The organism is Lamprocystis purpurea DSM 4197 (genome assembly GCF_000379525.1).
Lineage (GTDB): Bacteria > Pseudomonadota > Gammaproteobacteria > Chromatiales > Chromatiaceae > Thiodictyon > Thiodictyon purpureum.
Genome location: NZ_KB902494.1, coordinates 26,569 through 42,407 on the forward strand (window position 1 = coordinate 26,569; position 15,839 = coordinate 42,407).

Consider the following 15,839-nt stretch of genomic DNA (forward strand, 5'->3'; position numbering starts at 1 on the left):
GACTCTATAAAGCCAGGGTTAGATCGGTCTTCGGGGTGGAAATGCACAGCAGACAATGGCCTGGCTTGAGATCCGCATCCGGCTGCTGCCGATACTCCACCTCACCGGCCTCGATCCGCGTCTCACAGGTGCCGCAACTGCCGGCCCGGCAACCCGAGTCGACGGAGATGCCTTGGCTTTCGGCGAGGTCCAGCAGCGAGCCGGCGCAACCGTCCCAGGCGACAGTCTTTCCGGAACCGCTGAAGCGCACGGCGACCGGGTCGGTCACCACCACCGTATTCGGCACCTGACGCTGGTTCAAAGATGCCGGTCCGAACGATTCGTAGTGGATGTCCTCCGAAGCCACGCCCTGGACCTGAAGGGCGGGCACCAAGGACTCCATCATCGCCGGCGGGCCGCAGACATAAAATTCATGGCGGCCAAACCGCAGGGTCCGCCGCAGCAGCTCGAGGTTGACGAAGCCCTGATGCTGGTAATCCGTGCCCAAGCGATCGTCAGGCCGGGGCTCCGAATAGCACACCTGGAGATGAACATTCGGGTGGGCCTTGCTCAGCCCTTCCAGATGTTCCTTCATGATGTGCTCGGCGCCATGACGAACCCCATAAAACAGCCAGACCTCGCGTGGATCGGCCCGATGGGTCAAGGTGCTCAGGATGCAGAGCAGCGGCGTAATGCCAATTCCGCCGCCGATCAGCACGATCGGAACAGCGCCGTCATCGGTCAGATAGAAATGACCGGCCGGGGCTCGCGCCCAAAGCGTGCCGCCTTCCTGGAGTTGGTCATGAAGGGAGTTCGAAACGACGCCGGGCGGCAAGTCCGATCGACCCGGGGGCGACGGGACCCGCTTGACCGAGATGCGGTAGCAATCAGCGCGCGGCCGATCCGACAATGAATAGCACCGCACTAGGGTCTTGGGCGAACCGCCGGCAGGGTCAGGCACCTCCAGTCGGAAGGTGAGATACTGACCGGGCCGATAAGGCGTCAGAGTCCCACCGTCAGTGGGAACCAGGTAGAACGAACAAACGGCTCCGCATTCGTCCTCAACGGCGCGCCGCTCGATCCGGAACTCCCGATAGCCGGACCAGGCCGCAGGAGACACACCCGCCGCAACCAAGGCAGGTTCAGCTTCAGGAAGCTGCCTGGACAAGACCAGAGCCGGCCTGACCTCACCTCCAGCCGCCCCGCCTGACAGATTCAGTTGCTGAAGTCTGGCGCGCCGGCGCTGCCACCCGAACAGGCCGACGGCCGCGACCTGGGCCAGGATGGCCATGGTGATGAGCAGTACCAGCGTTGCGTTTGACATGATGCCTATCCTGCGAGACCTGCGCCCCGCTTATTCCTCTCGGCAATCGGCAGCGCCCGCAACCGAAGGCAGTCGGCAGCGTGGCACTTGCCGAAGGGAAGGCGGCCAGAGGTCGGGAGTCGGCACCCCTGACCGCGATCGGATGTCAGGCTACCAGTGGGCGCCTGACCGCGGCCTGTGCGAGGTTGTCAGCGAAACGTCAGGTAGGAACTGACGTGCGTTTGTCGCCATGGATCATGCCGCGCACCAATGTCTCCTTCGACTGAAGGCTCGTGATCGCGGCCCCGAGCAAGTGCAAGGGAACCAGGCACAAAACGTGCGCCCGCGGAGTCGGCAGGTTCTGAAGGTCGGGCGCTGGTTTAGGGCAGATGCCTTCGTGCTGAACGCGGTGCGGGTGATGCGCGTTGTTGAGTAACAAGAAGAAGGCTGAAATGTAGGGGAAACGGTCTGACCGAGTCCGTACGGTAGCACACGTGGACGTGCGGTGAACACGGGACGCATCGCTCCTCGACTCGGCCATGGGTTGGTTTATGGCCTTCGTACCTGATATCCAGACAAACCCTTGGTGTAGGGGCGGGTTTGAAACCCGCCCCTACGTCCGGTTATCACGTCCGACGACGATATAGGGAACGCGGCTATCCGTCCGCGAGCAGGTCGGCCAGGTCGAGTTCGATGGCCTCGAAAGGCGGGATGCGGGCGCGGTCCTGGTCCTTCAGGGTCGCGATGACACGCCAGTCCCCGTCGTCCAGTGCATAGGCCACCAGCGTCCGCTCCTCCGGCCAGATCAACCAATAAAAGGGCACCCGGTGGCGCTTGAGCAGCAGCGGCAGGTACCGCGTGTCCTTCGTCTCGTGACCGGGGGAGACGATCTCGCAGACCCAGTCCGGCGGCAGCTCGATGACTCCATCCGGCAACCGCGGCAACCGCTCCCGACGCCAGCCGGCCAAGTCATGGGACGGACAGTCGTGAACCTCATAGGCGACGCTGACCTCGGTCGCGAACCACCAGCCGCCGCCGGGGCCGGCACCGCGGACGAGCGGGTGCAACTCACCGCGCAGGTTGCCCTGGGCGGCGGCATGGGCGAACCGCGCCATCGGCCGACGCACGATCTCGCCGCCGATCAGCTCGACCCGTTCGTCGGGCGACAGAACCAAGTCATTGAGAGTTTTGAGTTTCAGCGCCTCCACCGGTCACCTCCAGCCAAAGCCGATACTGGCCCATGTTGCCCCAACCGGCGCGCCGCCGCCACACCTTGTCCGCCCAAGGGCCTTGGTCATAAACCCGGCCACCGCGCGATCTGCACGGTCGACGGTCCGCGCAGCGGACCCTACAGGACTGCCTCATGTGGCCTTGGTCATAAACCCGGCCACCACGCGACCGGCACGGTCGTCGGTCCGCACAGCGGACCCTACAGGTCACGGTGTTACCGTAGGGTCCGCTGTGCGGACCGTCCGCGGCGGGCCGGAACGATGATCAAGGCCCCTCATGTTGCCCCAACCGGCGCGCCGCCGCCACCGCTGATCCCCCGCCCAAGCCCGCGCCGACGCGCGAGCACCTCAGCGCCTATGCGGAGCCCGGCGGCGGTGCGATCAGATGGGTCAAGGCCCGCTCGGCCTCCCGCCAACCCCGATCGATGAGTTCCTCGGTACGGTGGAACTCGAAGGCGCGCGCGGCGTCGCGCGGGATGGTGACGATGGCGTCGGGCGTATAGGCGGCGAGCTTGAAGCGGGAGACGATGCCCTGCATGGTTTCGAACGATCCCTGAATCACGTCGCCCAGACCCCATTGACCGGCTGGCTGATGGCCGGATGGCTGGGGCTGAACCCCGAGCTTGGTCTGGACCTCGTCGATGAAGGCGATGATCCGGCGTTGATAGCCGGCGAGGACATCCGTCGGTTCAGAGGGCACGGGCACCGGGGTCATCGCGGCCCGGGTCGCCGGGACCAACTCGCGCGGGCCGGCCAGATCGACGGCAATGGTGAAGTCCGTACCGTCGCTCAAGGTGGGTGCAATGGGCATCGGATTGACCAGGCCGCCGTCCAACAGCCAACGGCCATTGATCTCGAACGGCGTAAAGACGGTGGGCACCGCGATCGACGCGCGGATCGCGTCGAACAAAGGCCCGCGATTGAGCCAGACTTCTTTCTCCGCCTCCACATCGGTCGCCACCGCGGTGAAGGTGATCGGTAATTCCTCGATGTTGCGGTCGCCGATCAGCCCTTTGAGGGTCTCGATGACGCGCTCGCCTTTGAAGAGCCCGGACGGGTGCCAGGCGATATCCAGAAGCCGCAGCACATCGGTCTGACGCAACGCCCGCGCCCAGCGCTCAAAGGCATCCAACTCGCCGGCGGCATAGATGCCGCCGACCAGCGCGCCCATGGAAGTCCCGGCCACCGATCGAATCGTGAAGCCGTTCGACTCCAGCCAGCGGATGACCCCGATATGAGCGAGCCCGCGAGCGCCGCCGCTGCCGAGAACGAGCGAGACAGTGAGCGGTGTGTTCATTGATGCTTAGGAACGCCGGTCTTCCAGGAGTTCCCACCGGGCATAAGCCGCCGCCAATTGGGTCTCCAGTTCGGCGAGGCGCGCCCGCACGGTGACCACGGCCGCGGCTTCGCCGCCCTGGTAAAGCGCGGGATCGGCCAGGCGGGTTTGGAGGGTCCCCTGCTCGGCTTCCAGCGACTCGATGCGCGCCGGCAGTTCGGCCAATTCCTTCGCTTCTTTGTAGCTGAGTTTGGCTGCCGGAGCCTTGGGTGGCGGGGTGGCGGCCCGGGCGGCTTGCGTCAAGCCGGCGGTCTTGACCGCCGCGGTGGACGGCGGCGGGTCGCGCTGACGCAGCCAGTCTTCATAGCCGCCCACGTAGTCGCGCACCAGGCCGTCGCCTTCGAAGACCAGTGAACTGGTGACCACATTGTCCAGCAGGGCGCGGTCATGGCTCACCAGGAGGATGGTGCCGGAGAACTCGACCAACAGCGACTCCAGCAGTTCCAGCGTCTCGGTGTCCAGGTCGTTGGTGGGCTCGTCGAGCACCAGCAGATTGGCGGGGCGGGTGAAGAGCTTGGCGAGCAGCAGACGGTTACGCTCGCCGCCCGAAAGTGCCTTGACCGGCTGGCGAGCGCGCTCCGGACTGAACAGGAAGTCGCGCAGGTACGACAGGACGTGACGGCTCTGCCCGTCCACCATGACCTGGTCGCTGCCCTCGGCCACGTTATCCTGGACGGTCCACTCCGGATTGAGCTGGGCGCGCAACTGGTCGAAGTAGGCGACCTGCAAATTAGTGCCGCGGCGAATGGTTCCGGACTGCGGCTCGAGGTCGCCGAGCAGCAGCTTGATCAGGGTACTCTTGCCGATGCCGTTGGGTCCGATGATGCCGATCTTGTCACCGCGCAGAATCAGTGTGTTGAGATCCCGCACCACCGGCGCACCGCCCCAGCCGAAGGTCACGCCGTCGGCCTCGGCCACCAGTCGGCCGGAGCGCTCACCCTCGGTGAGACGCAGGCGGGCCGCGCCTTGCTGCTCGCGCCGCTCCATGCGCTCGCGGCGCATCGACTCCAGGGCGCGCACCCGACCCTCGTTGCGGGTACGCCGCGCCTTGACACCCTGACGGATCCAGACCTCCTCGTCCGCCAGTCGGCGGTCGAAATGCGCATTGGCCAGCGCTTCCGCATGCCGACGTTCCTCTTGTCGGCGCAGATAGTTGGCATAGTCTCCGGGCCAATCGGTAAGGCACCCGCGGTCCAGTTCCAGGATACGGGTGGCGACCCGCTGCAAGAAGCGCCGGTCATGGGTAATGAACAGGAGCGCCCCCTGAAAGTCCTTGAGAAAACCCTCCAGCCAATCGATCGAGTCGATATCCAGATGGTTGGTCGGCTCATCGAGCATCAGGAGATCCGGCTCCAGCACCAGCGCCTGGGCCAGCAGCACCCGCCGCTGGAGTCCGCCTGAGAGATCGTTGAAGGCGGCCTCGGCGTTCAGCCCTAAACGCGAGATGACCCGCTCGGTGCGCTGTTCGATTTCCCAGCCGCCGCGGTCATCCAATTGTTGCTGAATCTGCGCCAGGCGCGTCAGATCATCGGCCTGGACCCCCGCCGTCATGTGGTGCGACAGGTGAAAATACTCTCGCATCAATGCGCCAAGGTCGCCAAGCCCCTCGGCCACCAGATCGAAAACGCTGGCGTCCTCATGACGGGGGATCTCCTGCGCCAATCGCGCCACCCGCAGGCCCTGCACGCACCGCACCGCACCGGAGTCCGGCTGGATTTCGCCGGCGATGATCCTGAGCAGGGTCGACTTGCCGGCCCCATTGCGTCCGATGAGACAGACCCGCTCACCCTTGTCGATGGCAAATGAACAGTCCTCCAGCAAGGGCGGGAGACCATAGGAGAGGGCGACCGATTCGATACTCAAGAGACTCATGGAGATTCCGGGGATGGGCCTGGGGCCGCCGACACGACGGCACGAAAGTTCCGCAGGGTATCCTAAAAACCGCCGCCAGCCATCCGCGGCGCCCCGGCGGCAGCAATTCAAAATTTGGGCGGCACCGCGCGACCTCTGGTGGATGCGGCGCGCGCGACCGCCGTGCCGAGTCCCTGAGACCGAGCGGCGCGCCTTATCCACCCTACAACGGAGCCGGTTTCGTAGGGTGGATAAGCGCAGCGCATCCACCATCGGCCTCGCTGCCGACACGCTGTTGGCGGCGGCCACCCAAATTTGGAACTGCTGCCCCGGCGGCCGGGCCCGGCACCCGGCGGTACCCGCGTGATCCATGACAAACCGCCATCACACCCCGGCGCGGATCGGCTAACATATTGATTGAGTCAAGCCGCGCACAGGCCGCGGCGCGGTTGGCCGCGAACCCGGCCGACGGCGTCCGACGAAGACCGCAACGCCCTCAATCCACAGACGGATCGCGCACCGATGCCCACGGATCAGTCCGACCAATCACTCCGACCCGACGCTGCACCGGCGGTCATCCTCCGCCAGCGGATCGATCTGCTCTATGACGCCGTGCCCCTGTCCCTGTTCGGCGTTAGCGCCGGGGCCTTCCTGACCGTCTGGCTGATCTCCCGCGGCGCCCCCGATGGCGTGCAATTCGCCTGGCTCGCGACGGCCCTCGCGCTCAGCGCCTTCCGACTCCTAGGCTATTTCTACTTCCGCCGCGGCGCGGGTGATCAGGCACCGCAACGGCTGCGCCTGACCTGGGCACTGGGCGGTGTGGTCTTCAACGGGTTGGTCTGGGGTTCGACGAGCCTGCTCCTGTTCCCCGCGGGCGATCCGGAAGGCCAGGTGGTGCTCGCCTTCGTCATCGCGGGCATCACCGCGGGCGGGGTGAATGCGGTCTCGGTGTTCCTGGTGCCCTCGCTGCTGTTCACCGCGCTGGTGCTGAGCCCACTGATCGGACGCCTGTGGCTGTCCGAGTCCGAACTGGGATCCGGGGTCGCGCTCGCCTGCTTGCTCTATGCGCTGTTGCTGGCCTTCTCGGCGGTCCGCCACAACCGCACCCTGATCGACAGCCTGCAGATGCGTCACGCCCGTGAACAGGCCGAGGCCGACATCGTGCGTCAAGCCTATCACGATCCGCTGACGAACCTGCCGAATCGGCGGATGCTGCTGGAATACCTGCATCAGGACTTAGCCCTGGCGCGCCGCCACGGCCACCTGGGGGCGCTCGTGTTCCTCGATCTGGACCGCTTCAAGACCGTCAACGACTCGCTGGGGCATCAGATCGGGGACGGGTTGCTGCAAGCCGCGGCGGCGCGCCTGCGCGCCGAGATCAAGGACGGCGACACGGCCAGCCGACTCGGCGGCGACGAGTTCGTGCTGCTCTTCACCGAACTGTCCAAGGATCCGGTGGAAGCCGCTTACCTGGCCCGTCAGGCAGCCGAGCAGGTCCGCCTGGCGCTGGCCGAACCCTACCGGATCGACGGCCACGATCTGCATGTCAGCGCCAGCATCGGCATCGCCCTCTATCCGAGCGACGGCGACGACCCCGACGCCCTGCTGCGGGCCGCGGACACGGCGATGTATCGGGCCAAGGAAGCCGGCCGCAACGCCGTCCGCTTCTTTCTCCCGGAGATGCAGGCGGCCGCGGTCGCACGCATGGAACTGGAACGTGCGCTGCGCCTCGCACTGACCAACAATGCCCTGGAGCTGCATTTCCAGCCCCAGATCGATGGATCCGGGCGGGTGATCGGCGCCGAAGCCTTGGCGCGCTGGCCGGGTTCTGGACTCACCGACGTGTCGCCCGAGGAATTCGTCCCGGTCGCGGAGGAGAGCGGCCTGGTCTATGCGTTCGGGGATTGGGTGCTGGAACAGGCCTGCGCGGCCATGGGGGCGATCCGCGCCGCCCCCGGCGGGGCGCGTATCCAGCGACTGGGGGTGAACGTGAGTCCGCGCTATTTCAGGCGTCCGAGCTTTGCCGAGGATCTGGAGTTCCTCATGCACCACCACGAGGTCGAGCCCTCGGCGATCGAACTGGAGATCACCGAGCGCACCCTGGTCGAGGACATCGAGGACACCACCGCCAAAATGGAGCGGCTGCGCGCCGTCGGCGTGCGCTTCGCGATCGACGACTTCGGCACCGGCTACTCTTCGCTTGCCTATCTCAAGCGGCTGCCGGTGGACTCACTGAAGATCGACCGGTCGTTCGTGCGCGATCTGCTCTCCGACGCGTCCGCCGCCGTCATCGTCACCGCCATCCTGGATCTCGCACGCCACCTGGGCCTCAAAGTGGTGGCGGAGGGCGTGGAGACCCCGGAGGCCCACGCCTTCCTGCTCAGGCATCGGTGCGACGAGTTCCAGGGGTTCTTGTTCCATCGCCCGATGACGCTGCCGGACTTCCTCAGCCTCATCGCCACCGCCCCGGCCAGTGGGCCACTGCGGCTTTCTCCAACATCATCAACAGGGTGACGCAGATGGGCGAAGTACGAGCAAGCGCGCGGTTGCGCAATTTTCTGGATGATCGCCAAATCTGCCCTTGCTCAAGCTGAAGTAGGCGCCTGGTCCCCGTGACAGCCGCCGCCCTTGCTGCGAAGATTAGCGCCCTAACGTACCGCGCGCCCACCCGCAGACCACCCAGAGCCCCACGCCATGAGCAGCAAAGACCATCTCTTCATCTTCGACACCACGCTGCGCGACGGCGAGCAGAGCCCCGGTGCCTCCATGACCCGCGACGAAAAGGTGCGGATCGCCAAGGCACTCGAAAAGCTCAAGGTGGACGTGATCGAGGCCGGCTTCCCGATCGCGAGTCCGGGTGATTTCGAGGGCGTCAAGGCGGTCGCCGCGGTCATCAAGGATTGTCGGGTGTGCGGTCTGGCGCGCGCACTCGACAAGGACATCGACCGCGCCGGCGAGGCCCTGGCCGGGGCGAATGCCGGGCGCATCCATACCTTCATCGCCACCTCCCCGATCCACATGCAGAAGAAGCTCAACATGAGCCCGGATCAGGTGCTGGAGCAGGCGGTCTACGCGGTGCGCCGCGCGCTGCGCTACACCGACGACGTGGAGTTCTCCCCGGAGGACGCCGGCCGCTCCGAGATCGATTTTCTGTGTCGGGTGCTGGAGGCCGTGATCGACGCCGGGGCGCGCACCGTCAATATCCCGGATACCGTCGGCTACAACATCCCCCATCAGTTCGGCAGCCTGATCCGCACGCTGCGCGAGCGGGTGGTCAACGCCGACAAGGCGGTCTTCTCGGTGCATTGCCACAACGACCTGGGCCTCGCCACCGCCAACTCGCTGGCCGCCGTGCGCAACGGCGCCCGCCAGGTGGAGTGCACCATCAACGGACTGGGCGAGCGCGCCGGCAACGCCGCGCTGGAAGAGATCGTCATGGCGGTACGCACGCGCCAGGATCTGTTCGACTGTGACGTGCGGCTCGATACCACCCAGATCGTGCCCTGCTCGCGGCTGGTGTCGGGCATCACCGGCTTTCCGGTTCAGCCCAACAAAGCCGTGGTCGGGGCCAACGCCTTCGCCCATGAGGCCGGCATCCACCAGGACGGGGTGCTGAAAAACCGCGAGACCTACGAAATCATGCGCGCCGAGGACGTGGGCTGGAATGCCAATCGCATGATCCTGGGTAAACACTCCGGGCGCAATGCGCTGCGCAGCCGGCTCCAGGAACTGGGAGTGGTTCTGAAGTCCGAAGAGGAACTCAACGCCGCCTTCTCGCGCTTCAAGGACCTGGCCGACAAGAAACACGAGATCTTCGATGAGGACCTCCAGGCCCTGGTCAGCGACGCCAGCCTGGAGGCGACCAACGAACGGGTCAAGCTGGTCTCACTGCGGGTCTGCTCCGAGACCGGGGAGATCCCCAAGGCGAATCTGATTCTGATGCTCGACGGCGAGGAACAACCCGGTACCGCCATCGGCGGCGGTCCGGTGGACGCCACCTTCAAAGCCATCGAATCCATCGTCAACAGCGGCACCGTACTCAAGCTCTATTCGGTCAACGCCATCACCAGCGGCACCGATGCCCAAGGCGAGGTAACGGTGCGGCTGGAAAAGGGCGGACGCATCGTCAACGGTCAGGGGGCAGACACCGACATCGTCGTCGCCTCCGCCAAGGCGTATCTCAATGCCTGCAACAAAATTCTGCTGGCGCCGACGCGCGCCCATCCGCAGACCGGGGACGTCTGAGCCCTGACGTGAACGAGGCCATGAACGGGGCCATGAACGGGGCGGTGCGGACGCGATGATGGACGAATCACGACGCCGCGCCTACCTGCGCGCCATGGGGATCGACCTGTGGGTGCCACGCCGGGGAGCGGCGGCCGGGGGCAATGAACGCGTCACGGCAGCACCGGCACCCGCCGAGCCGCCGCCACCGGCGCCGGCGCCGGTCGTGCTGTTCGAACCACTGCCCGAACTGCAGAGCGACTCCGGATGGGAGCCTGTTTGGGAGCCGGACTGGGAGCCCGCCCCAGCATCAAACACCATGCCGGCACCAGCGGACGCCCGGTCGTCGACCGCGCCGACCAGCGGCCAGCCGCGGCCTGGTCCGACGCCGCCGCCGACCGCGGCCACCCTGCCGCCCGATCCGACCGGCATGGACTGGGACACCCTGGCCGCGACGGTCGCCGGCTGTCGCGCCTGCGCCCTGTGTGAGACTCGCACCCAGACCGTTTTCGGGGTCGGTGATCGCCAGGCGCGTCTCCTGGTGATCGGTGAGGCCCCGGGGGCGGATGAGGACCGGGCCGGCGAGCCCTTCGTCGGCCGCGCCGGACAGTTGTTGAATCGGATGTTGGCAGCCATTGGTTTCGCACGCGACCAGATCTATATCGCCAACATTCTCAAATGCCGTCCGCCGGGTAACCGCGATCCACGCCCCGACGAGGTCGAACACTGCCGGGGCTACCTGGCACGGCAGGTTGAGCTGATCCGGCCCCGCGCGATGCTGTCCGTGGGCCGCATCTCCGCGCAAACCCTGCTGGGTACCGACACCCCGGTCGGACGACTGCGTGGACGCTGGTTCGACTATGGTCCCGACGCCGTGCCCCTGCGCGTGACCTATCACCCGGCTTACCTGCTGCGGTCACCGGAGCACAAGGGCAAGGCGTGGGACGACTTGACCGCACTGGCCAAGCGGCTCGGCGACAGCGCGGACTAAAGCGATTTCCGGCAATTGCCTAGCCTCTCGCGCCCGCGGTTCGCGGTCGTTGCGCCGGGAAAAAATGTACTTGACTATTTAAGCAACTACTAATATGATTTCGTCCGTGGGTGGTGATGTACGTGGCCCACTTGCTGCCAACAACACAATCGAACTGGAGAGATCAAGATGAAGAAGCTTGCTACTGCTGCCGCGATCGCCGCCCTCTTGGGTGTTTCCGCCTCCGCCTCCGCCTGGTGGGGCCCCTGGGGCAACAACGGCTACGGCAACAATGGCTGGGGCAACAACGGCTGGGGCGACGGCATGGGCGACGCTTTCAGCGACATGTTCGGTGATGGCTACGGCGATTTCAACATGAGCATGAGCGGCGGCGGGACCGGTCGCGGCTATGGTCGTGGTCGTGGTTATGGTCGCGGCTATGGCTACGGCGACGGCTATGGGAGCGGCTATGGCTACGGCGCGCCCTACGGCTATGGCTACCCCTACGGCGGCTATGGCGTTCCTTACGGTGGCTATGGCGTTCCCTACGCTGCCCCTTACGGCATGCCCTACCCCGCGCCGGTCGCGCCTGTTGCCCCCGCTGCGCCGGCTCAGACCGAAGCCAAGTAACGGGCCCGGCAGGGATGAGCATCGGCACGCAGGGATGGCGTGCGCAAAAAAGCCAGGCAACGCCTGGCTTTTTTATTGCGTTCGCGCGTATGGTTCACCTGGAACCGGCAATCAGCCCGGACAGCGCGGTGCTCATGCCAAGACGCGGAGAACTGCCCGCACCAACCAATCGCCTCAGTTCCCGGCGATCCGTGGAATCTGCGCGGGAGTGGAGTCCGCCACCGCCACTACGTTCGGCGCGCTGAAAAAGGGGCCGCCGGCGTCGGGATCAAGCGCGAACCAGGCGGTGGAAACCACGGAGAAAACGAGCCAGAGGATGAGTTTAGGTGACATTCTGGTACTCCCGGAAACCTAGCGTTGCGGCACCGTCGAGGTGCTCTGTGCGTGCACTACAAGAATGGGCACGCGGGCGATTGTTCACTGTGACGCAGATCCAGAATCCAACCAAAGGCATTACATTTCTTTACGAACGCGTGAACAGGAACCGCTTTCCCGCCGCTTCCAGGCCACCCTGCTGCCGCGACATTTTCTGACGAACGTCGGACGCGGTCAGTGCTGAACCACCGGTTCATGGTCACCGCAATCGACCGCCCCTGAATCATCGCCCCGAGGGCGATTTTTCCGGGGCGCCGTGCGAAGATCCCGACCCGACGACCCTCAGCCGCAGCCCGCACCTCCGATGAAGCCTCCCGCCGACACCCAGCCCGTCCTGCACTCGCCCCTGAACCCGCCGCTGCCGGCTCGCCCCGGCGAGCGCCTGCTATGGGGCAAACTCCAGGGGGTGGCGCCGGCACTGGCCATTGCCGCGGCGGCGCGCCATCATCCGGGTCTGGTGCTGGCGCTGGTCGACGATGTCCAGGCCGCGGCCCGACTGCGCGATGAGCTGGCCTTCTTCCTGGCCGGCGCGCCGGGCACGGACCCGCTCCCGCTGCTCAGCTTCCCGGACTGGGAGACCCTGCCCTATGACGTGTTTTCGCCGCTGCCGGAACTGATCTCGGAGCGGCTGCTGACCCTGCACCGCCTGCCGGACCTCAGGCGCGGCGTACTGGTGGTGCCCGTCGCCACCCTGTTGCAGCGGCTGCCGCCGCAGGACTATGTCGACGGCCAGTCACTGGTGCTCAAGATCGGCGAGCGCCTGGACCTGGACGCGACCCGCCGCCGGCTGGAGCGGGCCGGGTATTCCTGCGTCTCGCAGGTGATGGGGCACGGCGAGTTCGCGGTGCGCGGCTCGATTCTGGACTGCTTCCCCATGGGCAGCCAGGAGCCGCTGCGCATCGACCTGATGGACGATGAGGTCGACACCATCCGCACCTTCGACCCCGAGACCCAGCGCACCCGCGAGCGCCTGACCCAGGTGCGGATGTTGCCGGCACGCGAATTCCCGCTGAGCGAGGAGGCGATCTCGGGCTTCCGTCAGCGCTATCGGGCGCTGTTCGAGGGCGATCCCAAGGCGAGCCTGATCTATCGGGAGGTCTCCGAAGGCCGCACCCCGGGCGGGCTGGAGTATTACCTGCCGCTCTTCTTCGAGCAGACCGCGACCCTGTTCGACTATCTGCCGGACGGGGTCCTGACCCTGGAATCCGCTCACTGCCGGGAAGCGGCCACCGCCTTCCTGGACGGCGTCGAGGCCCGCTACGAACAGCGCCGCCATGACGTGGAGCGGCCCTTGCTGCCGCCCGCCCGGCTCTGGCTGGCCGCCGACGAGCTGGCCCACCGGCTCAACGGCCAGTCCGGCGTCCTCTACCAGCGCGGCGAACTGGAGGAGCGGCGCAAAGGCTATGCGCAAGCCCACAACTTTGCCACCCGCGCCCTGCCCCCGCTCGGCATCCAGGCGCGCGCCGAGCACCCGGCCCAGGCGCTCCAGCACTTCCTGGCCGAGTCCGGCCGCCGTTGCCTGTTCGTCGCCGAGGGTCTGGGCCGGCGCGAAATGCTCAATGACCATCTGCACGGCTTCGGCATCCGCCCCCGTCAGTGCGACGGCTGGGCGGCTTTCCTGAGCGGCCGGGAAGCGCTCAATATCACCGTCGCCCCCCTGGAGCAGGGCCTGTGGCTGCCGGACCCGAATCTGGTGATCGTCACCGAGACCCAACTCTACGGCGAGCGGGTCCGCCAGGAGCGCCGCCGCAAGGCGCGTGAGCGCGACGGCGAGTCGATCGTCCGCAACCTGACCGAGCTGACCGCGGGCGCCCCGGTGGTCCACGAGGACCATGGCGTCGGGCGCTATTTGGGCCTCCAGACACTGACCATCGGCGGCATGACCACCGAGTTCCTGACCCTGGAATATGCCAAGGGCGACAAGCTCTATGTCCCGGTCAGTTCACTGCATCTGATCTCGCGCTACACCGGCGCCTCCCCCGAGAGCGCCCCGCTGCACCGCCTGGGCGGCGATCAGTGGGACAAGGTCAAACGCAAGGCCGCCGAGAAGGCCCACGACGTGGCCGCCGAACTGCTGGACATCTATGCCCGGCGCGCCGCCCGCGAGGGCGTCGCCTTCCCCGCGCCGGGGCAGGAATACGCCGCCTTCGCGGATGCCTTCGCCTTCGAAGAGACGCCGGACCAGTTGCGTGCCATCGAGGGCGTGCTGGCCGACATGGAAGACCCCAAGCCGATGGACCGCGTCGTCTGCGGCGATGTCGGCTTCGGCAAGACCGAGGTCGCCATGCGCGCCGCCTTCGTCGCCGCCGACGGCGGCCGTCAGGTGGCAGTGCTGGTGCCGACCACCTTGTTGGCCCAGCAGCATTTCGAGAACTTCTCCGACCGCTTCGCCGACTGGCCGATCAAGGTGGAAAGCCTGTCGCGCTTTCGCACCGCCAAAGAACAGAAAGTCATTCTGGACGGCCTGGCCAACGGCACCCTGGACATCGTGGTCGGTACCCACAAGCTGCTGCAGCCCAGTGTCAAGTTCAAGAACCTCGGGCTGGTGATCATCGACGAGGAACACCGTTTCGGCGTGCGCCACAAGGAGCAGATGAAGTCGCTACGCGCCGAGGTCGATGTGCTGACGCTCACCGCCACGCCGATCCCGCGCACCCTGAATATGGCCATGTCGGGCCTGCGCGATCTGTCGATCATCGCCACCCCGCCGGTCGAGCGCCATCCCATCAAGACCTTCGTCAGCCCCTGGAACGACGGGCTGATCCAGGAAGCGGTGCAGCGTGAATTGAAGCGCGGCGGTCAGGTCTACTTCCTCCACAATGAAGTAGAAACCATCGAAAACCAGGCGCAAAAGCTGGAGGAATTGATCCCGGAGGCGCGGGTCCAAGTCGCCCACGGCCAGATGCGCGAACGCGACCTGGAACGGATCATGCGCGACTTCTATCATCAGCGCTTCAACCTGCTGGTGTGCACCACCATCATCGAAAGCGGCATCGACGTCCCCAGCGCCAATACCATTGTCATCAACCGCGCGGACAAACTGGGTCTGGCGCAACTGCACCAACTGCGCGGCCGGGTCGGCCGCTCCCATCACCGCGCCTATGCCTATCTGATCACCCCGCCCCCCAAGTCCATGACCGAGGACGCCAGGAAACGCCTGGAAGCAATCGAATCCATGGAAGACCTGGGCGCCGGCTTCACCCTCGCCACCCACGATCTGGAAATCCGCGGCGCCGGTGAACTCCTGGGTGATGAACAATCCGGCCAGATCCACGAAATCGGCTTCAGCCTCTACATGGACCTTCTGGAGCGGGCGGTGCAGGCCCTCAAAGCCGGCCGCACCCCGGAACTGGACCGCCCGCTCGACCATGGCGCCGAGATCGACCTGGGCATCCCCGCCCTACTCCCGTCCGATTACCTACCCGACGTGCACACCCGGCTGGTGCTCTACAAGCGCATCGCCAGTGCCAAGGACCAGGAGGAATTGAAAGAACTCCAGGTCGAGATGATCGATCGCTTCGGGCTATTGCCCGAACCGGCCAAGAACCTGCTGGCGATTACCGAACTCAAGCTCATTGTCCAACCGTTTGGGATCAAAAAGATCGAGGCCGGACCGGCGGGTGGGCGAGTGCTGTTCGGGGCCGATACCAAGGTCGATCCGGCGCGGCTGATCAAGCTTATTCAGACCAAGCCTAAGGAATATAAGCTTGATGGCGGGGATAAGCTGCGGTTCTTTCGGGACCTTACCGATCCCGCTCAGCGGATTGCGCAGGTGGGGCGGGTGGTGGAGCAGTTGGTGGGGTAGGCGACCGGAGGCCGAGGCTTACCGCAAAAGTCGCGCAGCGACCCCGTGGGAGCGGCGTCCCGCCGCGATGGGGCCGGGCGCGCAGCCGCAGCGTTTGAGGTCACCACGGCACCGCATCGCGGCGGGACGCCGCTCCC

At 66.0% G+C, this 15,839-nt stretch carries 10 protein-coding genes; 5 read left to right on the forward strand and 5 right to left on the reverse strand.

What is annotated here, in order from left to right:
• Window positions 1-4: 4 nt before the first annotated feature.
• From A39O_RS0113030 to A39O_RS0113045, 4 genes are all read right to left on the reverse strand, one after another.
• The gene (locus A39O_RS0113030; RefSeq protein WP_020505104.1) at window positions 5-1,303 is read right to left on the reverse strand and encodes a 2Fe-2S iron-sulfur cluster-binding protein; all 1,299 of its coding nucleotides are present in this window, start codon (window positions 1,301-1,303) and stop codon (window positions 5-7) included.
• A 635-nt stretch (window positions 1,304-1,938) separates the two neighbouring features.
• Window positions 1,939-2,490: a Uma2 family endonuclease gene (locus tag A39O_RS0113035; protein WP_020505105.1), complete on the reverse strand. Its 552-nt coding sequence runs from the start codon at window positions 2,488-2,490 to the stop codon at window positions 1,939-1,941.
• 376 nt (window positions 2,491-2,866) lie between these two features.
• The gene (locus A39O_RS0113040; RefSeq protein ID WP_020505106.1) at window positions 2,867-3,808 is read right to left on the reverse strand and encodes a patatin-like phospholipase family protein; all 942 of its coding nucleotides are present in this window, start codon (window positions 3,806-3,808) and stop codon (window positions 2,867-2,869) included.
• Between the two features lie 6 nt (window positions 3,809-3,814).
• Window positions 3,815-5,719: an ATP-binding cassette domain-containing protein gene (locus A39O_RS0113045; RefSeq protein ID WP_020505107.1), complete on the reverse strand. Its 1,905-nt coding sequence runs from the start codon at window positions 5,717-5,719 to the stop codon at window positions 3,815-3,817.
• Between the two features lie 501 nt (window positions 5,720-6,220).
• On the opposite strand from A39O_RS0113045, the gene A39O_RS33330 reads away from it, so the two are divergent.
• The 4 genes from A39O_RS33330 to A39O_RS0113065 all read left to right on the forward strand — a co-directional run bounded on the left by A39O_RS33330 (window position 6,221) and on the right by A39O_RS0113065 (window position 11,522).
• Complete coding sequence (locus tag A39O_RS33330) at window positions 6,221-8,212, forward strand: putative bifunctional diguanylate cyclase/phosphodiesterase (protein WP_020505108.1); 1,992 nt, start codon at window positions 6,221-6,223, stop codon at window positions 8,210-8,212.
• Between the two features lie 180 nt (window positions 8,213-8,392).
• Window positions 8,393-9,943 (forward strand): 2-isopropylmalate synthase, encoded by a 1,551-nt coding sequence (locus A39O_RS0113055; protein WP_020505109.1) that lies wholly within the window; start codon window positions 8,393-8,395, stop codon window positions 9,941-9,943.
• Window positions 9,944-9,998: 55 nt separating this feature from the next.
• Window positions 9,999-10,913 (forward strand): uracil-DNA glycosylase, encoded by a 915-nt coding sequence (locus tag A39O_RS0113060; protein ID WP_020505110.1) that lies wholly within the window; start codon window positions 9,999-10,001, stop codon window positions 10,911-10,913.
• Between the two features lie 168 nt (window positions 10,914-11,081).
• Window positions 11,082-11,522 (forward strand): sulfur globule family protein, encoded by a 441-nt coding sequence (locus tag A39O_RS0113065; RefSeq protein WP_020505111.1) that lies wholly within the window; start codon window positions 11,082-11,084, stop codon window positions 11,520-11,522.
• 174 nt (window positions 11,523-11,696) lie between these two features.
• Here A39O_RS0113065 and A39O_RS40760 read toward each other — a convergent pair whose 3' ends face one another.
• The gene (locus tag A39O_RS40760) at window positions 11,697-11,855 is read right to left on the reverse strand and encodes a hypothetical protein (protein WP_020505112.1); all 159 of its coding nucleotides are present in this window, start codon (window positions 11,853-11,855) and stop codon (window positions 11,697-11,699) included.
• A gap of 346 nt (window positions 11,856-12,201) precedes the next feature.
• Here A39O_RS40760 and mfd point away from each other — a divergent pair, with 346 nt between their 5' ends.
• Window positions 12,202-15,702: a transcription-repair coupling factor gene (gene mfd / locus A39O_RS0113075; RefSeq protein WP_020505113.1), complete on the forward strand. Its 3,501-nt coding sequence runs from the start codon at window positions 12,202-12,204 to the stop codon at window positions 15,700-15,702.
• Window positions 15,703-15,839 lie beyond the last annotated feature (137 nt).